Below are 22,412 nucleotides of genomic sequence, written 5' to 3'. Positions count from 1 at the left end.
ATGCGGTTTGAGCAATTACCGACGCCATGTTTTGTTGTTGACGAAGGACTTATCGAAAGAAATCTCAAAATTCTGAACGGTGTCATGCAACGTACAGGAGCCAAAATCGTGCTGGCTCAGAAAGCATTTTCCATGACCACCATGTATCCGCTTATTGGAGAATATCTGAGCGGTGCAACGGCAAGCGGGCTGTATGAAGCCCGCCTCGGTCATGAGGAGATGGGCAAAGAGAACCACGTCTTTGCCCCAGCTTATCGCGAAGATGAGATCGATGAAATTCTTTCGATTACCGATCATATTATTTTCAATTCATTCTCCCAACTGGAGAAATTCAAGGGCAAAGCGCTTCAGGCTGGTCGAAAAGTAGGCCTGCGTATTAACCCTGAATGCTCGACTCAGGAGGGGCATGAGATTTACGATCCATGCTCTCCTGGTTCGAGGTTCGGTGCTAAGCATGAAGATTTCCGCGCGGAGCTGTTGGAAGGCGTTTCCGGACTGCATTTCCATACCTTGTGCCAGCAAAATTCAGACGATCTGGAAACAACGCTGAATGCGGTAGAAGAGAAGTTTGGTCAATGGCTGCCACAAATGGAATGGATCAACTTCGGCGGTGGACACCACATCACACGCGAGGATTACGACATTGCAAGATTGGAAGCCTGCATCAAACGTATGCAGGAGAAATATGGCCTGGAAGTATATCTGGAGCCGGGCGAAGCGGTTGCGCTGAACGCGGGCTTCCTGGTGACTTCTGTGCTCGATTTCCACAAGAACGGTATGGACATTGCTATTCTTGATACCTCGGCAACATGTCATATGCCGGACGTGCTTGAAATGCCGTATCGCCCGCCGCTTATCGGTTCGGGCGAAGCGGGAGAAAAACCTCACCTGTATCGTCTGGGTGGACAAACTTGCCTGTCGGGTGATGTGATCGGCGATTATTCGTTTGACCAACCGCTCAAAACGGGGGACAGATTAGTATTTGAGGACATGGCGATCTACTCCATGGTCAAAACCAATACATTTAATGGCATGCCGTTGCCAGCCATCGCAGTGAAAAGAAAAGATGGCGATTGCGAAGTGGTTCGCGAGTTCGACTATCAGGACTTCAAAATGAGATTGGCTTAAACAGTATACAGTTGAATACACAACCGGATTCCTCATTAAGAGGAATCCGGTTTTTTAATTTCCGCCAATTTCCATCATCCAATCCTCCTAACAAAATCCAAGGCTCAAAATCCTCTATGAAGGCAATAATTTTAAGTTTTTATTGTTTTCTAAATCAGACTATGTACAACATGCTCACCGAGATGTAATAATGAATAACAAATTTATGTTAGTTAAACTTACACATATTACAAGTGAGGTGAGATATTAATGGTAGAAGACAAGGACAATTATAAAGAGAGAAAGGTGATTACCATCGGAACCGTTTGCGATTTGACAGGTTTATCAGCCAGAAAAATTCGATATTATGAGGAACGGGGGTTGATCTTTCCCGAAAGATCAACTACAGGAAATCGAAAATATTCGTTCAAGGATATTGAGATGCTTATGGAAATAGCAAATCATTTAGAGGATGGATTTAGAACGTTCGATATCAAGCAAGATCAGAAAAAGAAAAATAATGTTAGATTATATAACACATATGCGGACAACAAGAATGAATTTTTTTAAGATAACTGTAGTATCAGTTGTAATGACATCACTACATGATGACAAGAGAAGTTACTGAAAAAGCTAGGGAGAAGAGAGTACATCATTCATTCGCAAGGGGGCAGTCAAAATGAAAAACGTGGATTTACTAATCACCAATGCAAATATCATCACGTTGGACAGTAAAAATCAAATTGCAGGGTCGGTCGCTGTAAGCAAGGGCAGAATCAGCGGTATTTGGAGCCAGCCGGAGCCGCCTTTAGATGAGTTGAACATGACAGCACAAACCAGAGTGATGAATTTAAGAGGCGCAACGGTCATTCCGGGGTTTATCGAAACGCATAATCATATCCTGGCATGTGCCTACTTAAAGGGGAACGTGGATTGCAGTAGTCCCCTAAATGCCACGATTCAGGATATTTTACATGCGATCGAAGAGAAAGTAGGCAGCACGTCTGCTGGAGAGTGGATACAGGGCCATAGTTACGATGATACATCCCTGGCTGACAACCGTCATCCAACCCGTATGGATCTGGATCAGGTTGCTCCGAATCACCCCGTCTACATTACACATATTAGCGGTCATATTGCCGTTGCCAATTCCAGGGCGTTTGAGCTAGCAGGCATTGATGCTGAACAGATTGGTGATAATCCCCATTTTGGCAGAGATATTTCGGGCAGATTAAACGGGGTCCTGTATGAAGCTCCTGCGATGAATGCTTTTCAATCGGTACTTCCGGTAATGGATAAGTCCACTTTTCTGGAACGAGTGGGGGAAGCATCTCAAGATTACGTTGCGCAAGGCATTACCATGAACACGGATGCAGGGGTATGGGATCAAGACAGTCTGGCCATTATGCTTGAAGCTGCGAAAAGTGGCATTACGCCCATGCGATCACAGCTGATGATTATGCACTCGTTGTTAACAGAGCAGGGCCAGTTTTCAAATTACACTGCAAGCGAGCTGGAACAGGAAATATATGAACGCTCGAATGGAAGAGCCCGTCTGGACAGTGCCAAATTATTTCAGGATGGTTCAATTCAGGGACTAACAGGTGCTTTACGAGATCCGTATTACTGCAACGAGGAAGTAAATGGCGAACTATTTTATGAGCAGGCTGCTCTGAACGAGATCATCTCCGGCTTGCACCAACGAGGATTTCGAATTGCTATTCACGGTAATGGTGACCGGGCTATTGGGTCGATCCTGGAAGGTTTTGAATATGCATTGCATGCAACGCCACGAGTGGACCACCGCCACCGGATTGAGCATGTACAAACGGCGACGAGAGAAGATTTGGACAAAATGGCCGAGTTGAACGTAGCGGGTTCATTTTTCATCAATCATGTCTATTATTGGGGACAGCGTCATGAGCAGATTTTTCTGGGCCCGGAACGCGCGAAAAGAATAAGTCCTTTGAAAGATGCGGTAGATCGTAACCTGTTGTTCACCCTTCATTCGGATTGTCCTGTAACGCCGATTTCCCCTCTTTTTTTAATCTGGGCTGCTGTTAACCGTCATACCAGAGAAGGCGACATATTGGGACATGAGCAAAGAATCGATGTGAATACGGCCTTGAGAGCAATGACAATCGACGGAGCCGTACTGAATTTTCAGGAGAAGGATTGCGGAAGCATTGAGGTAGGAAAGTTTGCCGACTTCGCAGTATTGGATAAGGACCTGACCATGGTTAATCCACTGGAGATCAAAGATATAGAAATTATGTATACCATCATTGATGGCGTAGTGGAATACGAAAACAAGAGTGTAAGGGTTTAGAAGTGACAGTGTAAACGAAACGTCTATAATAGAAGGAGGAACATGCTTTGAGCAGAGCTGGAGCGTTGAAACATACCAAAATGATCATTTTTCTGCTGTTTATCGGGAATTTATTTTCTGCATTTGATCGGTTTGTCATCAACTTCGGGGTTGTGCAAATTTCTGATGAATTTCAGCTGAGCGCTTCAGCGAGCGGTTTGATGTTAAGTATCTTTTTCTTGGGATATGCTCTCATGCAGATTCCGGGTGGCTGGCTTTCGGACCGATTTGGAGAAAAAATTATTTTATTCATTTCAATTATTGGTTTTTCCATATTTACGGGTTTAACAGCCATAGCCTGGTCTTTTGCCTCACTCCTAGTTATCCGTTTTCTTTTTGGCTTGGCAGAGGGTAGTTTCTTCCCGGCAGGTTCCAAATTGATCTCTACCAGTATTGAGGAAAATAAACGTTCTCGTGCCATGTCGGTTTTCCTTTCCGCGCTAACCGTGGCAGGTGTCATCGCACCTATTCTCACAACAACGATGCTTGTGCAATTTGGCTGGCGGACTATGTTTTTAATTATCGGGATATGCGGTCTATGCATTGCCTTATTATATTGGATTTTCTTGAAACCAAGCGTCTTGAAGCAACAAGTCACGAACAATGGCTATTCTACATCACATGGAGCACCTAATGCCAAGGGAAATATTAAGGCTTTGTTGCGAACACCAATGATTTGGAGCTTGATGTTCGCGTCTTTCGGTTACGGCTTTATCAGTTGGGGCACATCTTCGTGGATGCCAACATATTTGGTGAATGAACGCGGCATCAGTTTATCTTCACTGGGCATTTTGCAAATGATACCCGCTGTTTCAGGCATCCTGTTTTTCCTGATTGCCGGAGCCGTTATGGATAAGGTGAAAAGTGGTCAAGAGAAGTGGTTTGGTGCATTTAGCGGTGTTGCGCTTGCCATAACGGTATATTTAATGTTTCATGCTGCATCCGTTACAGGAGTGATCATATACCAATCCATTATGCCTATCTTCTCTGCCTTCCTTTCGGTCATTATCTATAGCCTTCCCATTAAGCGATTACCAGAAGAGACGAGTGGGTCCGCTGTTGGGCTCGTTAATATTGGGGCACAAATCGCGGGATTTGCCGCACCTGTAGGAATGGGACTGATCATTGACCTATTTAACGGGTCATATGATGGTGCCGTATGGTTATTAAGTGCATTTGGTATCCTTGTTTTCCTGGCTTTCCTGGGCCTACAATCCAGCCAGAAACGATTGATCATTCCAGAACTGGCGAAAGGAGTAAGTGAACATTGATAGATAATAAAAGTAAACTCCCTTATTATACGCAATTGAAGGAATGGATTTTGCAGCAGATCGATACTGAAATTCTGTTAAAAGGGGAGAAAATCCCCTCCGAAATGGATTTGGCTCAGCAGCATGGCATTAGTCGGCCCACCGTGCGGCAAGCCATAGGAGAACTTGTCCAGGAAGGTTATCTAATCAAGAAGAGAGGTTTGGGAACGTTCGTTTCTTCACCAATTATTACGGGAAATGCCAATGTATTTACGACATTTGCCGAGGGAATGCGTGCAAGTGGTTTGACGGATCAGGCAAAGCTGATTCAGGGCCAGATTATTCAGGCATCTGACAAACTTGCGGAAGAACTCTCGATAACTCCAGGAAGCAATGTGTTTAAAATCGTGCGCCTTCGTCTGGCTAATGATGAACCGCTGGCTATTCGAACTTCATTTATCCCTTGCCAGCTCTATCCGGGCTTATTGGAGGAAGATCTCGAAGGGGTGCCTTTATATGATTTATTACAGCGTAAAGGGCATGTTGCCTTGGGCTCGTCTCAATCCTTTCAGGCTGTTGGGGCATTAGCCGAGGAAGCTGAGCTTTTGCAAGTGGACACAGGAACGCCAATGATTTTATGGAATGGTGTAGCGCATAACGAGAGAAATGTGCCAATTGAGAAGTATAAAGCCTTGTATTTGGGTTCAAGATTCCGCTTTACGATTGAGCAAGTTGGGAAAAACCAAGCTGGGTCAATGCATGAGGAATTGATGCCTATTGGACCGATCCACTTTTAGTAGGAAAAGTGAGGAGCGCAGATGCTCTTCACTTTTTTTATTTCTCTTAAAAAACATGTCAGAAAATCTAACGTAATTAAACAAAATCAATTCGTTATATCTTATGATGAATTCATCAAGCAGTTGTAAATACATCCTTACAAGTGGGAGAGATGACATGACAAGTACATTCATGCAACAGGAAAAACTGGTTTCAATTAATCCATCCACCAAGCAAGTGCTAGCTGAATTTCCATTGATGAACAAGGTTGAAATTGAGGAATCCATTGCCGCAACTGCAGCAGCTCAAAAAATTTGGAGTAAAGTACCTGCACCCGTGAGAGGAGAACTGTTGCTCAAGATTGCTCAATTGCTTGAGGACCGAGCAGAAGAATGGGGTCTTCTGGTAACGACAGAAGTGGGGAAATGCCTGCGGGATGGTGTAGCTGAGATTCATCGCAGTGTTTCGTTTCTCCGTTTCTTCGCAGGAGAAGGTTACCGCATGACTGGCGAGACCATCCCTTCCAGACAAGCCGGCGTGTTCGCTTATACCAAACAACAACCTCTGGGGACTGTAGGTGTCATCACACCATGGAATGTTCCTCTAGCGATTCCGATTTGGAAAATGGCGCCCGCATTGGTCGCAGGCAATAGCATTGTGTGGAAGCCTGCACCGCAGTCTCTAATGATCTCCCAAAAATTTATGTCTTTGCTGGAAGAAGCAGGTTTGCCGAAAAATATAGTCACCATGCTGATTGCCGATGGTCCTCTGGTCAGTGAAGCATTTGCAGCCAATGAACAGATCAAGGCGGTTACGTTTACAGGCTCGACGAAGACCGGACAAACGATTCATCAGGTATTGGCGCCGCGAGGTGTTCGTTTTCAGGCGGAGATGGGCGGTAAAAATCCATTTATCATTATGCCGGATGCGGATATCGAACAGGCTTGTCAGGATATTGTGTCAGGTGGTTTATTGGACGCGGGACAGCGTTGCACTGCAACAAGTCGTATTTTTGTCCATGATTCGATATATGAAACGTTCCGCGATCACATGATTGCAACATTAAATAATGTCACTTTGGGTCTGCCGACAGATGAAGCATCATTAATTGGCCCGGTAGTGGATCAACGGCAATACGATACCATCCGCTCGTATGTTGAGATAGCAAAATCAGAAGGTGCAACTCTCATATATGGTGAGGATGAACCAGTAGAAGAATGGGCGCAAGGCGGCTTTTTCATCAAACCCAAGCTGTTTGATCATGTTACACAGCAGATGACGATTGCGAATGAAGAAATCTTCGGCCCCGTATTGGCGCTAATTCAATTCTCCGATTTTGAGGAATGCCTGAAACAGTCCAATGCCATTGAATACGGATTATCTTCAACAATTTACACAAGAGACATTGCTGCGGCCATGAAGTATACAGATGAGATTGAGTCTGGATTGGTTCATATTAATATGCCCTCGACTTATAGCGAACCCCATATGCCATTCGGTGGGATCAAAGCAACAGGCATTGGCGGTTTCCGTGAACAGGGAAGTCATGCTATCAAATTCTTTACGGAATGGAAAACCGTCTATGTACGTACTTGAATCGAAGGAACGTATAAGGAGCTGAGAAGGAATGGGCGCAGGTTTAGTAGGAATTCTCATTCTCTTCGCGGTACTTAGCGGTCTTGCCAAAGTAGGGTTTGGTTTTGGGGCCGGCATGATATTAAATCCAATTCTTACGTTGTTCGTTTCTTCTGCCACAGCGACGACGCTGTTGGCTCCCATTCTGTGGTTTAGCAATTTTACAGGTGCAAGAGTGCATCGCGCATCGATTCAGTGGAGGTTAATTGCCAGAATGCTGCCGATGGCTTTAATAGGTACACTCTTCGGAAGTGTCATCCTGGCCTACGTAGATGATCACATTCTGAAACCAGCCATTGGTATTAGTGCAATTATAATGGGCGTCATGCTCATTGCCAGTCGTAAAAGGAAAAATAAGGTCACAACGGGTGAACCGGTGAGTAACAGCATGACCACCCAAAAACGAATTCTTTATCAACTGGGCGCCTTTGCATCCGGATTTGTGGGCGCAGCCGCGAACTCAGGCGGTCTGCCCCTGATTGTATTGTTTCTCCATGATTCATCCTTCTCCAAGAAACAGTTTACGGCAAACATTGCGATGCTGCTGGCTGTTATGGATTCCATTAAAATTGTATCTTATTTGGTTCTTGGAACGCTCTCCATTCAAAATCTGCTGCTGGTGCTACTGTTTATTCCTTTTATTTATGCAGGCGGTTTTGCTGGCAAGTGGCTGAATGAAAAAATATCGGAGACATCATTTTTGATCGTCGTGCATTCTATCATTTTTGTTACAGGTATTCTGTTATTGTATTAAATACAAATCGAATCGGGAGTGTGTGAGACATGATTATAGGTGTACCTAAAGAAATCAAAAACAATGAAAACCGGGTAGCAATTACCCCGGCAGGTGTTTTGTCGTTTGTGAATGCGGGACATGCGGTACAGATTGAAGATGGTGCGGGGTTGGGTAGCGGCATTAGCAATGACGCATATATTCAGGCTGGTGCGACAATCGTTTCTACAGCCCGGGAAGCCTGGTCAGCGGAGATGGTTATGAAGGTGAAGGAGCCTCAACAGGACGAATTCATTTATTTTCGTGAAAATTTGATTTTATTCACGTATTTGCATCTTGCGGCGGAACCGGAATTAACCCATAAACTTATGGAGAATAAAGTAACAGCTATCGCTTATGAAACCATTCAGCTTGGCAATGGCTCCTTGCCACTTTTGACACCGATGAGTGAAGTGGCTGGAAGAATGTCTGTTCAAGTGGGCGTGCATTCCCTTGAAAAATTCCAAGGCGGAAAAGGTGTGCTGATTAGTGGTGTTCCTGGAGTAAAACCGGCCAATGTGGTCATTATTGGTGGCGGCGTTGTCGGAACAAACGCAGCGAAGATGGCGGTTGGACTGGGCGCTAACGTGACGATTCTCGACGTCAATCCGGAGCGGCTCAGACAGCTCGACGATCTGTTCGAAGGGCGTGTGCAAACCGTTATATCGAATCGTTTCCACATTGCGGAGGAAGTAAAGAAAGCGGATCTGCTCATCGGTGCAGTACTGATCCCGGGTGCCAGAGCTCCGCAACTTGTCACTGAAAGCATGATTAAGCAGATGGAGCCCGGCTCTGTCGTCGTCGATGTTGCCATTGATCAGGGAGGTTCCATTGAAACCGTTGACCATACAACCACCCACGATCAGCCTACTTACGTAAAGCATGGCGTGATTCATTATTCCGTGGCCAACATGCCGGGAGCTGTCGCCAGAACCGCGACCTACGCTTTAACGAATGCAACAAGTCAATATGGGCTGTTTATTGCGAGCCAGGGATTTGAACAAGCCGTGTTGAACAATCCGGCGGTAGCCAAAGGGGTTAATACGTATAAGGGCGAGGTCACATTCCATGCTGTAGCACAAGCCATGAATTTGCCATTTACGCCTCTTGAGACGATGATCACGAAAGAAGTCATTGCAGTATCTTAATTCATTCCGGGGGAGGAAATGACTTGAAAACAAAAGAAGAGACACGTACATTGATTGAAAAAGATCAGCAGCATTTATGGCATGCACTCTATAAAGACATAGAGGGAGCCAATCCTGTCATTGCGGCATCCGGCGAAGGTTCCTGGTTCACGGATATAGACGGCAATCGCTATTTCGATGGTGTTTCGGGATTATGGTGCTTAAATCTGGGGCATGGACGCAAGGAAATCGCGGATGCCGCAGCAGCGCAAATGATGAAATTGTCCTATTCTCCCTTAACCATAAGTCACGAGCCTGCCATCGAGCTTGCGGCAAAAATCAGTGAATTGTTGGGAGGGGGAGATTATAAGACCTTTTTCTCCAACAGTGGATCAGAGGCGAATGAGACCGCGTTCAAAATTGCACGTCAATACCATGCGCAAAACGGCAATCCCGGGAAGTATAAATTCATCTCCAGATATCGGGCTTACCATGGCAATACGTTAGGGGCATTAAGCGCAACCGCTCAAGCCAATCGTCGGCATCGGTACGACCCTCCTGCACCAGGATTCCTGCATGTACAGCCTCCATATCGTTACCGGTCGCCATTCGGGGATACACCGGAAGCGGATATCATCGCTGCCCATATGCTGGAGGAAATGATTGTGTGGGAAGGAGCGGATAGCGTCGCAGGTGTCATCATGGAACCCTTCATTTCCGGTGGCGGGGTCATTATTCCATCTGACGGTTATTTGCAACGTGTCGCCGAGATTTGTGAGAAATACGATGTGCTGCTCATCATGGATGAAGTGGTTTCGGGATATGGTCGCACGGGCAAAATGTTCGGCTTCATGCATTACGAGGGCGTTCAGCCAGACATCATCACGATGGCGAAAGGGCTGACGAGTGGTTATTTGCCGCTTGGGGCAACAGCAGTGAAAGCGGAGATCTACGAGAGTTTCAAAGGCGCGGGGCATAACAATCAGTTCAGGCACGTTTCCACCTATGGCGGACATCCGGCTTCCTGTGCAGTAGCGCTCAAAAACATAGAAATTATTGAACGGGACAATATCGTAGCTAAAGTTGAATCTCAGAGCAATACATTTTTAAGTGGATTGCATTCACTTGTGGCTCACGCCAATGTAGGTGAAGTTCGCGGGGTAGGCTTTTTGTATGGTATCGAACTCGTTGAAGATAAAGAAACAAAAGTACCGGCGTCCGACGCCTTTGTCGGTTCAATCATCGCAGCTTGCAAGCAAAAAGGGGTCATCATCGGTAAAAATGGAGACACTATTCCTGGCTTCAGCAATGTCCTGATTATCGCTCCGCCACTTTCCTCAACAGAGGATGACCTGACGTTTTTGGTGGATACGGTGAAAGCAGCGTTTGGGATGTAACAGCATGAAATAAATAAAACGTTATGGCAGCCTAATCCATTTGGATGGCTGCCTTTGTTTGATGTGATAGGGGAGGGAGAAAGAGGTCTACTGAACAAGTGTTCCTCCATTCTGCGACTTTCTTACGCGGGGTACATGATCGTAATCGTGGTACCGACAGCCGGATCACTTTCAATCTCAAGGCCGTAGATTTCACCAAAATGATATTGGATTCGGTCATGAACATTTTTGATGCCAATATGCTCCATATCCAGGCTGCTTGCCGGATCTTGCAACGTATTCCTCATTTCGAGCAGTTGCTCTTCCTGGATGCCAACCCCATCATCCCTGATTTCAATTCGCATCGTTTGGCCTGTGATTTCAGCAGTGATCTCCAGATGGCCAATTCCTTTTTTATGCTCAAGTCCATGGACAATGGCATTCTCAATAAGTGGTTGCAATGAAAAATGTACAACAGGTAATTTGAGTGCTTGAGGATCACATGTTTCACGATAAATCAGTTTATCTCCAAAACGCATTTGCTGGATTTGCACATACAGACGCGTATGGGCAAGTTCCTCTTCCAACGGGACTAATTCCTTGCCGGTTTGAATATGGACCCTGAACATTCTGCCCAGCAGTCCGATCATCTCACCGATATCACGTTGACCTGAGATTACGGCTTTCATTTGGATGGATTCCAGCGCATTCGCCAGAAAATGAGGATTAATCTGACTCTTTAATGCGCCGTATTGTGCTATTTTTTGCTGGGCTATCATATGTGATGACTTTTCAATATGGTCCTTCAAATCTTCAGCCATTTTGCTTATCCCTTGATACAAGATCCCGAACTCATCTTTACGATTTGTATTGAGCTGGATATCCAGGTTGCCCGATCCAACGGTGCGTACTTGTCTGCTTAGCCAAATAATCGGTTTGGTAACTCTGGCAGACAGAATCACCAAAAATAACAAGGCAACAAGTAACGAGCATACGGCAAAACCAAGCAAAATGAAGCGAAGAAGATCCGCGTTTTTGGTCATTTGTTTTTCATCCACATACTGAATGACTTTCCAACCGGAATAATCGGAAGTAACAAAATTAAGATACGAGGGGGTGCCCTGAATTGTTGCGTAAAAATTGCCCGATGTATCCCTTCTAACCTGTTCCAATACGGACTTCTCCAGCATGATTTCCTTGCCATCAGCAACATTCATTGAATCATTTCTCGCAGATGCATATACGGTATTTCCGTTTTCATCAACAATGATGAAGCTTTGATTGCTATTTTCGGAAAGCTTGAGAATTTCCTTAAGAGAGTCCGGGCGCAGATCGACAAGTATGACACCTAGCGGACGTTTGCTTCCGGTCACATTAATGACTCTGCCGATGGAAATGACCGACTGATCCTGATCTCCCCCAATACGATGAAAAGGTTTATGTGTGCCAAAAAGAACAATTTTCCCTTTTGCTTTTAGGATCTCCTGATACCAGGGTTTGCTCAGAAAGTCTGTTTCCACATAGCTGTAACGATTAAAATCGGCGGAGTAGAACACCCGATTGCCTGCATATATCTGGACGCTATCCACATTTTTAATCGTAATCTCAATGGTACTGACGAATTGCTCAATGACATTTCGGTATTGATAGTTTTGATCCTCTTCCGGATGCTGCAGCCAGCGGTAAAGAGAATCCTGAAGACTGCTGTCCAGTTGAGCGGTGAGCGTGCCTTTTTCAATGCTCTGCAGATATTGATCAATATTGAAAGACAAATTGTTCAGGATGAGGTTGGCGCTATTTTGGTACTCATTTTTGATGGATTGCACGGAGAAAAGGTAAATAAACCAGGACATGATGGCAAGTGGAATGGTGATAATTAAAATCATGAGTACAAAGATTTGATGATTTACACGCTTGAAATGCATTCGCTGATACCACCGCTGCTGGTTCAAAACATTCACATCCCTATTCGTTTGCGATAATGTGTGGGCGTCATATGGGTAACACTGCGGAATGTTTTTACAAAATGTTTGTAGCTTTTGTACCCGCACATATGACTCACGTCACTGACTAACAAGCCAGGATCCTTGAGACATTCCTGTGCATGACGAATTCGCAGTTCTGTAACGTAGGTCATGTAATTTTTATTTAATTTTGTTTTAAACAAACGGCTCAGGTAAGAGGGGTTATAGAAAAAACGTTCGGCTACCATCTGTAAAGATAAATCATGATCCAGATGCTGCTTCATGAAGTTCTCGATTTCCGAAAAAACGTACGAGTCTTTGGCGTTTTCCATAAGATTCACGTCTTCATTGGTATAGGAAATCAACTGCACTGACCAATCCGCAAGCCAGGTGAACAGCTGTTCGGCGTTTTGGAATTTGTTGATGAAGCTTAGTTTTACAATATCTTCACTGTAGATTTGAGCGGCAGGGATGTGATGCCGACTAGCATAACGAAGAATAACACTGACAAGTTCCTGAAGAAAGGCGAGCCATTGGTGCGGACTGTCAACTATGACTTGAAGATTTTTAGCATGATTTGAGAAACCGGTAATGAGCTGACGGATGCTCTGGATGTCTTTATTCTCAAAGGCGGTCAAGAGGTTTGCTTTTTCCATTCCATCAAGTTTGCTACCCGTCGTCGTGACAGAAAGGGGTACTCGATCGGGTTCAGGTGAGAAGTAGTAGCATTCGGGTAGGCAAAATCGGGATAACAGTAATTCTTCAGTCTGCTTGAGTTGCTGCCCCATCTTTTGAAATGAAGGAGAGGGGAAACCGATGGCAAAATAGGTTTTGTGTGTCTGATTAAGATTCATGTATTGCAAATGCTCACGGATCGGTTTTACATTTAAGTTTTCCAATTCACATGCCACAATAACATACATTTTATTTTCATTCAGATAGGAAAGGATTGGTGTGGAAACCCCTTCCATTGTTATGGGTATTGTCTCGATATGTTTTTCAATGAGGCCAAGTACCTCGTTTGTCCATTCCTGAACAGGCAGAGGAGACTTGCCATAGACAGCAATATTCGTCATTACCATGGGGAGATACATAACGTCTTGGTGATTCTGGTCGGAAAGAACCGTAATCTCGGCAGGAAATTCGTTATCGTCCATCGAATCGAATAATTGCTTCATAAACAGGCTTTCCTTCCATTTTCGATGTTCCTTCTCCAGAAATGTACGTCTTTCTCGCTCCTTTTTCTTCAGTTGAACTAGCTCCAGTACCGATTGAACGGATTGGATGCTTTCCTCATATACAAGTGGTTTGTTCAAATAATCATGAACATTTCCAAGTTGAATCGCTTGTCTCGCATACTCGAAATCGTTGTAACCGGTCAGGATCAGATAAACCGTGTCAGGAAGTAGCGGCCTTAGACGTTCGATCATCTCCAGTCCGTTCATTTCCGGCATACGGATGTCACTGATAATGAAATCGGGTTCGACTTCAATGGCAAGCTTGAGCCCATCTGCACCGTTCTCTGCTTCATAAATTTCGTGTACGTTCAGTTCATGCCAGGGGAAATAGTGCTTTAATCCCGTGCGAATGAGTAGTTCATCTTCTACGATCAGCAGCTTGCACATGAGTACCACCTCGCATCTGAAGGATTTTGTAAACAAAAGAGAGAAACAAGCAGTCCGTTTACATTCATTATACAAAAAGAACAGAAATGTAAAACGAATTTTTAGTCAAGAAGTAAGAAATGAACCCCTGATATCAAAATCCAGGGATTTGCGATGCCATAATTTTAAATTATTCTGAGGATAGATAACGAAAAGAACGTTTTTCGTGTATTTACAAACGAGGAGGAATTCCTATGATAGCTGTGAAGAAACGGATAACCGGTTTTGTTTCCCTGCTTCTGATGGTTTCAATGATCGCAGCGTGCAGTTCCAATCAGGAGAGCGGAGGGGCAAACGAAAACAGCGGGGGAAAAGAGGATACTTCTTCAAAACAGGAGGATACGAGCAAGCCGGTTGAAATCACGTGGTGGAACTTTCCTACATATCAAGCCTTGGATGGAGAGGTGGGCAAGTACGAGAAACAGTTAATCGAAGCGTTCAATCAGAAGCATCCGGACATCAAGGTAAACCTTGAGATGATTACATTTGACGGGGGACCTCAAAAACTGAACGTAGCCATTGCGACGAACTCTGCTCCGGATGTAATCTATGATGCTCCAGGGCGGATTATTGATTGGGCCAAAAAAGACCTGCTGGCTCCGTTGGATGACATGTTTACCGACGAGGACAAAAATGATATTGCCCCCGCATTTTGGAAGCAATCCATGGCGAATGAAAAAATTTATATGTATCCGATTAACACCGCTCCTTTTATGATGGCAGTCAACAAGACCGTTTTTGAAAAGATCGGAGCTCTGGACCTTCTTCCGCTGGATAAACCTGATCGTACCTGGACGTTTGATGAATACAAGAAAGCGTTAGAAGCGGTAAAAGAAAAAGCACCCGACGTCATTCCTTCCGGGTTCTACGCGAAAAGCCAGGCAGGGGACCAAGGGACGCGTGCTTACCTCGCCAATCTGGGCGTATCCAGATTCCTGAATGAAGAAGGAACCTCCGTTGCGATCAATACAAAAGAGACGGGGGCAGCGCTGGACTGGCTCGTACAGGCGCAAAAAGATGGTCTTGTTGTATCCGGCTCTGCTTCTCTGGCTGCGGCAGATGTCAATGATTTGTTCCTTCAGGGGAAGCTGGCGTTCAGCATTAACTACTCAGCCGTACTCCGCGCACAAAATGCACCTCTCAAACAAGCGGAGTTTGAAGATGTTCTTCTGCCGTATCCGACACTGGATGGAAGTGAACCGAAGCTGGAACCCTATCTTGGCGGGATGGCGATCTTTAATAATGACGATGAAGCCAAAATTGCAGCTTCCAAAACATTTATTGATTTTGTAGCCAATGATCCGGAGTGGGGCAAAAAAAGCCTGATTCAGACGGGCGGATTATCCGTTCGCAACTCAGTGACCGGACTGTATGACGACCCTGAATACACGTACTCCGAGCTTGCCCGCAAATTCGTAACGGATCCGCCAACCATTGCGGATGGATATGCAGAAGTTCGTACGTTCTGGTTCCCTGAATTGCAGCGCGCCTTATTGGGATCTGCTACAGGAGAAGAAGCTTTGAACGCATTTGCTACCAAAGCCAATGATGCCATTGCCAAAGCAAAAACAGCGAACACAGCAGCAAAATAGGAGACTGAGATATGGAGACAGCGTGTGATTCTATACACGCTTCTCCTCAGTCAAGAAGTGAAGAAAGAAGGGACATAATGGATTTTACATTCTTTCAAAAGAAGCAGCATATCTGGCGTGACTGGATTGCAAGTTACTTGTTCTTGCTTCCGGCACTGGCCTTCTTTAGTGTATTCGTTGCCTATCCCATGCTGAAGGGCATCTATATCAGCTTTTTCTCATACACGCTTCGCGACTTTGACTTTATAGGTTTGGAGAATTACCAGACTCTTTTCCAGGATGCGACTTTCGGTAAATCGATGTGGAATACGTTGCTCATTGTTCTGATCGCGGTTCCCGTTGTGGTGATCTTTTCGCTTTTCGTTGCGATGATGATTTATAAAAAATCTGAAGGATTACGCTCCTTGTTTCGAGGTGTATTTTATCTCCCTGCCGTATCTTCCGTGGTCAGCATTACCGTTGTCTGGGCATCCATCTACCATTCGAATTATGGAATTCTCAACTACATCACCAGTTTGTTCGGCATGGAGCCGATCAGTTGGCTCGGTGATACACGAACAGCGCTGCTTTCTATCATTGTAGTTCTTATAACAACGTCAGTGGGACAGCCGATTATTCTATATGTGGCTTCTCTTGGCAATATCCCCAAATCATATATTGAAGCCGCCCAAATGGACCGGGCCAACAGCTGGCAGATTTTCAAAAATATTTTGTGGCCTATGCTGATGCCAACCAACCTGTACATTATCGTCATCACGACGATTAATACCTTCCAGGTATTCGCCATCATCCAGCTCCTCACTTCAGGGGGACCAATGTATTCCACATCGACTGTCATGTACGGGGTATATGAGCAGGCGTTTATGCTGGGGAATTTCGGCATTGCTTCAGCCATGGGTGTTATTCTGGCTCTGGTCATTGGCGTCATTTCCTTTATTCAGTTTAAATATCTCGGCAGTGATGTTGAGTACTAGGAGGTACAAGGCATGATGTTTTCTTCGAATGTCAAGACCAATCAACGCCCGCGTCCTCTGGCCAGCAGAGCGGACCTGAGAAAAAAAGCGCCTGGTTTTTCAACCATTATTGCGAACTTACTACTCGTTTTGCTTGGACTGTTGTTTCTCTTTCCATTCTACTGGATCGTTACCGGAGCATTTAAGGTCCAGAACGTGGCCGTTGCCATTCCTCCGCAATGGTTTCCAACGGACCCGACCCTGGACAACTTCAGGGTGCTGTTTAAAAATCCCGTGTGGCGCTGGGGGTTTAACAGCTTTTTTGTAGCTGCATCCGAGATGATCGGGGTATGTTTAACCGCTTCAATGGCGGGCTATGTGCTTGCCAAGAAGTTTTTTCCCGGACGCAAATTCATTTTCATTCTGTTTGTCTCTGCGATGGCATTGCCAAAACAGGTGATACTGGTACCACTCTTCACCATGCTTGCTGATCTCAATTGGATTGACACGTACAAAGGCCTTGTTCTGCCTGCGATTGGCTGGCCGTTTGGCGTATTTCTGATGAAGCAATTCGCACAGACCATTCCTTCCGAGCTGATGGAAGCAGCCAAAATGGATGGATGCTCCGAGGTTCGATTATTCGGAACGATTATCCTGCCACTGCTGAAACCTGCACTCGGTGCGTTGGCTATTTTCACCTTTATTAACGCCTGGAACGATTATTTCAGTCAGTTGATTATCACCCGTTCCACGCCGATGATGACACTGCCTTTGGGACTCGCGACGCTGCAAGGGGAATATACGACCCCTTACGGCGTGTTAATGGCAGGTGCTGCACTGGCCTCGCTTCCGATGATTCTCATATTTCTGTTGTTCCAAAAAGCATTTACCCAAGGCATTACCATGGGAGCCGTAAAAGGGTGAACGAAGTGAGAACCTGCAGAGCAGGAAGAGGTAAAAAAAGCACCCTGGATGTCAATATCCGGGTATTGGGGCGCATCCATGGCTGCTATATAGTAAATGCAAGCATTACGCATCATCCGCTTTTTCCTGTTCGTTCAATGAAAGGATGGGAACCATTTTTTTCAACCTTATCAAAGGAGGAAATGTTGCATGATGAATCGTCGCTTGCCAAAAACGCTAAGAATTGCATTATGTGCTGTCATGCTGTTAACCAGTCTCACCAGTCAGCCGGGTCAAACCGAGGCAGCCATTTCCCAGGATGCTGTATCGCTTGATTATTCGGTGGCACGTTCGTTTAACGGAAGCAGCGACTATGTCGACAAGACGGCAGATGTAAGTTCGGTCGCCGCTCTTCAACAAGGCAGCATTGCTGTCCGCTTCAGAACAACAAGCGCGGCTAATGCACTCACGCTGTTCAGTACATCCCACACCGCAGATCCATCCAGTAATCTCTCACTGACATTAAACGGAGGAAATGTGTATTACGAAAACCGGGAAAACGGCGTCTATGCAACCCAGATTACGACATCCGGCAAGGTTAACGACGGGGTGTGGCATACCGCAATGCTCACGGTTAATGGCAAGGGAACGAATATTTACATTGACGGAAGCTTGAGAGGTAACAGCACGAGTACTGCATTTTTTACTCAGGTTACCAGCTTAAATGGCATGTGGATTGGACGAAACGTGGATAATGGCGGGGGACAATGGTATTTCAATGGAGAGATCGACTACGTCAAGGTGTATAACCGTGCGTTGGCCTCATCAGAGGTGCTGGAGCTCGGTGGAGCTGTGTCACCATCTGTCGCAACCTATCCCGTTAATCAGGCGTTTAATGGCACCTCAGATGCTCGCGATCAGACTGCGGATATCGGACGTGTAGCCAATCTTAAGCAAGGCTCTGTCGCCGTAAAATTCAAAACCTCAAGCTCGGCTGCAGCAGGAACGTTCCTCAGCGCATCCGATACGACGAACCCCTCAAGCAATATTTCCTTTACGATCAATAACGGCACGGTTTATTTTGAGAATCGCAATAATGGAGCCTACGCGACCAAATTAAGTGCCAGCGGAAAGTACAATGATGGAAAATGGCATACCGCCATTCTTACGATTGGAGCTGGCAGCAGCAAAATTTATGTCGACGGGGAGGAGAAGGCTTCGACTTCTTCTCAAGCTTTTTTTTCCAATGTGACAGGTCTGAACGGGATGTGGGTCGGCAAAAACGTGGATAACGGCGGATCACAGTGGTACTTTTCCGGTTCCATCGATCATGTCACCGTCTACGATAGCGTACTGTCTTTATCCCAAATTAAACAGCTTAGCGCTGTACTGGAAGAAAAGCTGCTCTTTGATATCACGGATGGCAAAGGATACGGGCAGTACCGTATTCCAAGCATTGTTGTCACGAGCAACAACACGGTTCTTGTTGCTGCGGAAGCACGAACTGGCGGTGACCAGACACCAACCGATATTGTGCTGAGACGAAGCACCGACGGGGGGGATACATTTTCGGATCAGATCTTGATTTCACCCGGCAAGTCTCAAGGAGTGGCGGAGATGAATCCAATGCTGCTTGCGGAGAAGAACAGCAACGTTGTTCACATTTTATGGAGCCGCTGGAAATGGGGGGCATGTCAGTATTTCATTCGCACAAGTACCGATCAGGGACTAACCTGGGGGGCAACCCGAGAAATTACTTCCGTGCTGGCCGACTATCAGAATCCAAATCATCCGTACTATTTTGCCAATCTGTCCGGTGCAGGAATGGGACCGGGTCACGGCATTCAGCTCGCGAACGGAACGCTGGTGATTCCCATCTACCTGACAACCAGCGGATGGACGAACAGCACCGTTGGTACGATCTACAGTACCGATGGAGGTGCATCGTGGAAAGCAGGTTCACTTGTACCCAATCCATCCGGATTTTCGAAGATCCATGAGAACATGATGGTTCAATTATCAAACGGCAAACTGATGACGAACATGCGAAACCCAGGCAGCAGCTATAGAGCCATCTCGACAACGGATCAAGTAACCAGTGCGTGGAGCACACCTGTCTCGGATACCACACTGATCGATCCTGTCGTACAGGCAAGCATCGAACGGTACGATGCCAGTCATATTCTATTTACGAATCCTGCAAGCACGACGGCCAGAACCAATATGACGATTCGCATATCCAGTGATGATGCCGCAACGTGGTATAAGTCGAAAGAAATCTATCCGGGGGAAAATGGCTATTCGGATATTGCTGTAGGCCCTGATCAATCCATCTTTGTTTTTTATGAAAAACCTGCGTCTTCCAAAATCAGTCTTGTGCGTCTGAACAGGTCGTGGATTGAAGCACCTTAACCAACCCAAATAAGGAGGCAGGGGGAGCTGAATGGATTAATCATTGAGCCCCCATGTCTTCTGTGAAGAGAGGACTTTTATATGACAACAGCGTTTGATTTGACGAAATTTAAAGGAGTTATTCCGGCGTTCTATGCCTGCTATGAGGATGATGGACAGATATCGGAGGAGCGCACTTATGCTCTTTGCGATTACTATGTTCAGAAGAAAGTACATGGCGTATACGTAGGTGGCAGTTCAGGAGAGTGCATCTATCATAACCTCGACGAACGCAAGGCGGTTCTAAGCTATGTGGCTTCCCGGCTGAAAGGGCATATGACGTTAATTGCCCATGTGGGCGCACCTTCCACAAGAGACAGTATCGCGCTTGCCGAACACGCGGCCTCACTTGGATATGATGCGCTATCTGCCATTCCGCCCATCTATTTCACGCTGCCGGATCATGCCGTATCCCGCTACTGGAACGATATTATGGAAGCGACACCGCTCCCTTTTCTCATTTATAACATCCCCCAAACAACGGGTTACACGCTGCGTACGCCTCTGTACGAACAGCTGCTCCAAAATGAAAAGGTCATCGGTATCAAAAATTCCTCCATGCCTACATTTGATATTGAACGGTTCAAGCGATCCGGTGGTCCAAATTCGATTGTATTTAATGGTCCGGATGAACAATTTGTGGCTGGCAGGATCATGGGCGCAGATGGAGGCATCGGAGGAACGTACGGAGCCATGCCTGAACTGTTTTTGTTGGCAAACCAGTATATCCAGCAAGGAAAATTTACGGAAGCACGTCATATTCAGAGCGATATTAACGAGATTATCGTAGCCTTGTGTTCGCTGGATGGCTCCATGTATGCGGGTATCAAAGAAGTGTTGCGCCGAAGAGGCGTATCTATTGGAGGGGTCAGACTTCCATTGGCAGCCATCACCGAGCAGGATTCGGCAAGAATGGATAATGTCATTTCCCTGCTTGAGCAAGTGGAAAGCAGATACATTACTTCAACGCATTCCAGCTAAGGAGGAGACTTAATGAGAAACAACACATTCTATTCCGTACTGCTCACACTGCTACTGCTATCCATCATAGGCACAGGCTGTTCCTCCAGTAATTCAAGCTCATCAGACGGAGGGAACGAAGCAGCGAATGGAAAAGAAACAGTGGAGCTGAGCGTATGGCTTACCCCGCAATGGAAAGGAGTTCTGGATGCAACGGAAGAAGGTGCTGATTATGACAGCTTCATTCTAAAAGCAGCGGAGAAATTTGCCGCCCAGTATTCCAAATATAATGTAAAAATTAATACTCAGGTCATTGCTGGAGATCAACGCGATCAAATGCTGAATGTCAATTTGAGCAGCGGAACACCGCCGGATGTGTTTTTTGAAAGTGTGTTCGCCATGGGTGACTATGTTCACAGAGGAGCACTTGTGCCGCTGACGGACCTTGTGGACGATCAGGATCGCAGTGATATCGCTTCAGGGTATTGGGATGCAGTCACCTTTAATAAGGATGTATACTTCTACCCATTTCAGAACAATCCGGGCACACTCGTCTATAACGCAAATATGTTCAAAGCAGCGGGGCTTGACGCTTATATCGGCGGGGAGCAGGAAATAAAAACATGGACTCTTGCTGATTATGAGGAAATTCTGAGCAAGCTGAAGAACAATCTTTCTGGCAGCGGGTATGCCAATGCCTATCCCATGGCTCTGTATGGCATGAACAATCAGGGAGATACCTGGAACCTGGCTTATTTGCGGATGTTTGGCAATCCGTTTTTTGATGAAACGGGCCACATTATCTTAAATGATGAGAAGGGTGTGAAGGCAGCGTCCTGGCTCAAAAAAATAGTGGATGCCGGGTACACGAATCCGGGACCGGAATCGGTGACTTCCAACGATGCAAACGGCATGTTCCTGAATCAGCAGTTAGCCATCAGCTTCACCAATCCGGTTCTTTATAATAATGCCAGAGCGGATATGGATAGCGGTAAACAGACCAAGTTTGATATGCGGCTTGCCAATATTCCCTCCGAAAGCGGGGACCCGCTTACATTTACTTATGTGGTAGGAGCCAGTGTATTTCAGTCTAATGACCCCAAGCGTGTGGAAGCAGCCAAGGATTTTGTGCGGTTTTTCTCCACGGATGCGGAACTTGTGAAATCTTCAAAAAACGGAATTCCGGTTCGAAGCTCCGTCATCTCGGAATACGAAAAGCAGTATCCACTGTTCAAAGCATATAACGAAAATGCGAAATATGTATTTAATTTCACAGGAAACGTTCCAGGCTATAGCCAGCTGAGAGAGCAGCTTTATCCGGAGTTGCAAGCCCTGTATACGGGAGTCAAAACCCCGGAACAAGCCGTGAAAGATTACCAGGATCATGGTAATCAGGTCATTGACACGAATCGAAATAGTTCCGTCATTTTTTCGAATAAATAGGCAAGAAAGAAGCGCGCACCACACTTTAGAAGCTGTTACTTGATTGCTAACCTCGCATCTCTATGAGCTT

Annotated in this window: 17 protein-coding genes; 15 read left to right on the top strand and 2 right to left on the bottom strand. The window is 45.8% G+C overall.

Annotation, left to right across the window (positions count from 1 at the left end; all coding sequences use genetic code 11):
* The 9 genes from nspC to RS891_RS18585 all read left to right on the top strand — a co-directional run bounded on the left by nspC (position 1) and on the right by RS891_RS18585 (position 10,433).
* A complete protein-coding gene (gene nspC / locus RS891_RS18625) occupies positions 1-1,128 on the top strand; it encodes a carboxynorspermidine decarboxylase (protein ID WP_315792835.1) in 1,128 nt (375 codons plus the stop codon).
* Positions 1,129-1,377: 249 nt separating this feature from the next.
* Positions 1,378-1,677, top strand: a complete 300-nt coding sequence (locus tag RS891_RS18620; protein ID WP_315792834.1) for a MerR family transcriptional regulator — start codon at positions 1,378-1,380, stop codon at positions 1,675-1,677.
* Between the two features lie 109 nt (positions 1,678-1,786).
* Positions 1,787-3,436: an amidohydrolase gene (locus tag RS891_RS18615; protein ID WP_315792833.1), complete on the top strand. Its 1,650-nt coding sequence runs from the start codon at positions 1,787-1,789 to the stop codon at positions 3,434-3,436.
* Between the two features lie 47 nt (positions 3,437-3,483).
* On the top strand, positions 3,484-4,746 hold the full coding sequence (locus RS891_RS18610) for an MFS transporter (protein WP_315792832.1): 1,263 nt from the start codon (positions 3,484-3,486) through the stop codon (positions 4,744-4,746).
* Positions 4,743-5,522, top strand: a complete 780-nt coding sequence (locus RS891_RS18605) for a GntR family transcriptional regulator (protein WP_315792831.1) — start codon at positions 4,743-4,745, stop codon at positions 5,520-5,522. Before RS891_RS18610 ends, RS891_RS18605 begins: the two co-directional genes overlap by 4 nt.
* A gap of 157 nt (positions 5,523-5,679) precedes the next feature.
* Positions 5,680-7,098, top strand: coding sequence for an aldehyde dehydrogenase family protein (locus tag RS891_RS18600; RefSeq protein WP_315792830.1), 1,419 nt, complete (start codon positions 5,680-5,682; stop codon positions 7,096-7,098).
* A gap of 31 nt (positions 7,099-7,129) precedes the next feature.
* Positions 7,130-7,891 carry a sulfite exporter TauE/SafE family protein gene (locus tag RS891_RS18595; protein ID WP_315792829.1) on the top strand — a complete coding sequence of 254 codons (762 nt, stop codon included), beginning with the start codon at positions 7,130-7,132 and terminating at the stop codon, positions 7,889-7,891.
* Positions 7,892-7,920: 29 nt separating this feature from the next.
* On the top strand, positions 7,921-9,057 hold the full coding sequence (gene ald, locus RS891_RS18590) for an alanine dehydrogenase (protein ID WP_315792828.1): 1,137 nt from the start codon (positions 7,921-7,923) through the stop codon (positions 9,055-9,057).
* Positions 9,058-9,080: 23 nt separating this feature from the next.
* The gene (locus tag RS891_RS18585) at positions 9,081-10,433 is read left to right on the top strand and encodes an aminotransferase (protein WP_315792827.1); all 1,353 of its coding nucleotides are present in this window, start codon (positions 9,081-9,083) and stop codon (positions 10,431-10,433) included.
* Between the two features lie 122 nt (positions 10,434-10,555).
* Here RS891_RS18585 and RS891_RS18580 read toward each other — a convergent pair whose 3' ends face one another.
* Both RS891_RS18580 and RS891_RS18575 read right to left on the bottom strand, forming a co-directional pair.
* Positions 10,556-12,364, bottom strand: a complete 1,809-nt coding sequence (locus tag RS891_RS18580; protein WP_315792826.1) for a cache domain-containing sensor histidine kinase — start codon at positions 12,362-12,364, stop codon at positions 10,556-10,558.
* Positions 12,365-12,369: 5 nt separating this feature from the next.
* Entirely contained in the window at positions 12,370-14,001 is a 1,632-nt protein-coding gene (locus tag RS891_RS18575) for a response regulator transcription factor (protein WP_315792825.1), read from the bottom strand.
* Positions 14,002-14,234: 233 nt separating this feature from the next.
* On the opposite strand from RS891_RS18575, the gene RS891_RS18570 reads away from it, so the two are divergent.
* The 6 genes from RS891_RS18570 (at position 14,235) to RS891_RS18545 (ending at position 22,342) form a co-directional block, all read left to right on the top strand.
* Positions 14,235-15,632, top strand: a complete 1,398-nt coding sequence (locus tag RS891_RS18570; RefSeq protein ID WP_315792824.1) for an ABC transporter substrate-binding protein — start codon at positions 14,235-14,237, stop codon at positions 15,630-15,632.
* A 77-nt stretch (positions 15,633-15,709) separates the two neighbouring features.
* Positions 15,710-16,606 (top strand): carbohydrate ABC transporter permease, encoded by an 897-nt coding sequence (locus tag RS891_RS18565; protein WP_113054447.1) that lies wholly within the window; start codon positions 15,710-15,712, stop codon positions 16,604-16,606.
* 12 nt (positions 16,607-16,618) lie between these two features.
* The gene (locus RS891_RS18560; protein ID WP_315792823.1) at positions 16,619-17,509 is read left to right on the top strand and encodes a carbohydrate ABC transporter permease; all 891 of its coding nucleotides are present in this window, start codon (positions 16,619-16,621) and stop codon (positions 17,507-17,509) included.
* Positions 17,510-17,698: 189 nt separating this feature from the next.
* Positions 17,699-19,900: a LamG-like jellyroll fold domain-containing protein gene (locus RS891_RS18555; RefSeq protein WP_315792822.1), complete on the top strand. Its 2,202-nt coding sequence runs from the start codon at positions 17,699-17,701 to the stop codon at positions 19,898-19,900.
* Between the two features lie 81 nt (positions 19,901-19,981).
* Positions 19,982-20,920: a dihydrodipicolinate synthase family protein gene (locus tag RS891_RS18550; RefSeq protein WP_315792821.1), complete on the top strand. Its 939-nt coding sequence runs from the start codon at positions 19,982-19,984 to the stop codon at positions 20,918-20,920.
* A 12-nt stretch (positions 20,921-20,932) separates the two neighbouring features.
* The gene (locus tag RS891_RS18545) at positions 20,933-22,342 is read left to right on the top strand and encodes an ABC transporter substrate-binding protein (protein ID WP_315792820.1); all 1,410 of its coding nucleotides are present in this window, start codon (positions 20,933-20,935) and stop codon (positions 22,340-22,342) included.
* The last annotated feature ends 70 nt before the right edge of the window (positions 22,343-22,412 follow it).

The sequence above is a fragment of the Paenibacillus sp. BIC5C1 genome (assembly GCF_032399705.1).
Lineage (GTDB): Bacteria > Bacillota > Bacilli > Paenibacillales > Paenibacillaceae > Paenibacillus > Paenibacillus taichungensis_A.
The sequence above is the reverse complement of the archived record's forward strand: the minus strand, read 5'-3'. Positions and strand labels throughout refer to the sequence as shown.

What these genes read in the sequence shown, in the direction of transcription:
- nspC (WP_315792835.1), top strand. Translation starts at nt 1, where the DNA reads ATGCGGTTTGAGCAATTACCGACGCCATGTTTTGTTGTTGACGAAGGA.
- RS891_RS18620 (WP_315792834.1), top strand. Translation starts at nt 1,378, where the DNA reads ATGGTAGAAGACAAGGACAATTATAAAGAGAGAAAGGTGATTACCATC.
- RS891_RS18615 (WP_315792833.1), top strand. Translation starts at nt 1,787, where the DNA reads ATGAAAAACGTGGATTTACTAATCACCAATGCAAATATCATCACGTTG.
- RS891_RS18600 (WP_315792830.1), top strand. Translation starts at nt 5,680, where the DNA reads ATGACAAGTACATTCATGCAACAGGAAAAACTGGTTTCAATTAATCCA.
- RS891_RS18595 (WP_315792829.1), top strand. Translation starts at nt 7,130, where the DNA reads ATGGGCGCAGGTTTAGTAGGAATTCTCATTCTCTTCGCGGTACTTAGC.
- ald (WP_315792828.1), top strand. Translation starts at nt 7,921, where the DNA reads ATGATTATAGGTGTACCTAAAGAAATCAAAAACAATGAAAACCGGGTA.
- RS891_RS18575 (WP_315792825.1), bottom strand. Translation starts at nt 14,001, where the DNA reads ATGTGCAAGCTGCTGATCGTAGAAGATGAACTACTCATTCGCACGGGA.
- RS891_RS18570 (WP_315792824.1), top strand. Translation starts at nt 14,235, where the DNA reads ATGATAGCTGTGAAGAAACGGATAACCGGTTTTGTTTCCCTGCTTCTG.
- RS891_RS18565 (WP_113054447.1), top strand. Translation starts at nt 15,710, where the DNA reads ATGGATTTTACATTCTTTCAAAAGAAGCAGCATATCTGGCGTGACTGG.
- RS891_RS18560 (WP_315792823.1), top strand. Translation starts at nt 16,619, where the DNA reads ATGATGTTTTCTTCGAATGTCAAGACCAATCAACGCCCGCGTCCTCTG.
- RS891_RS18555 (WP_315792822.1), top strand. Translation starts at nt 17,699, where the DNA reads ATGATGAATCGTCGCTTGCCAAAAACGCTAAGAATTGCATTATGTGCT.
- RS891_RS18550 (WP_315792821.1), top strand. Translation starts at nt 19,982, where the DNA reads ATGACAACAGCGTTTGATTTGACGAAATTTAAAGGAGTTATTCCGGCG.
- RS891_RS18545 (WP_315792820.1), top strand. Translation starts at nt 20,933, where the DNA reads ATGAGAAACAACACATTCTATTCCGTACTGCTCACACTGCTACTGCTA.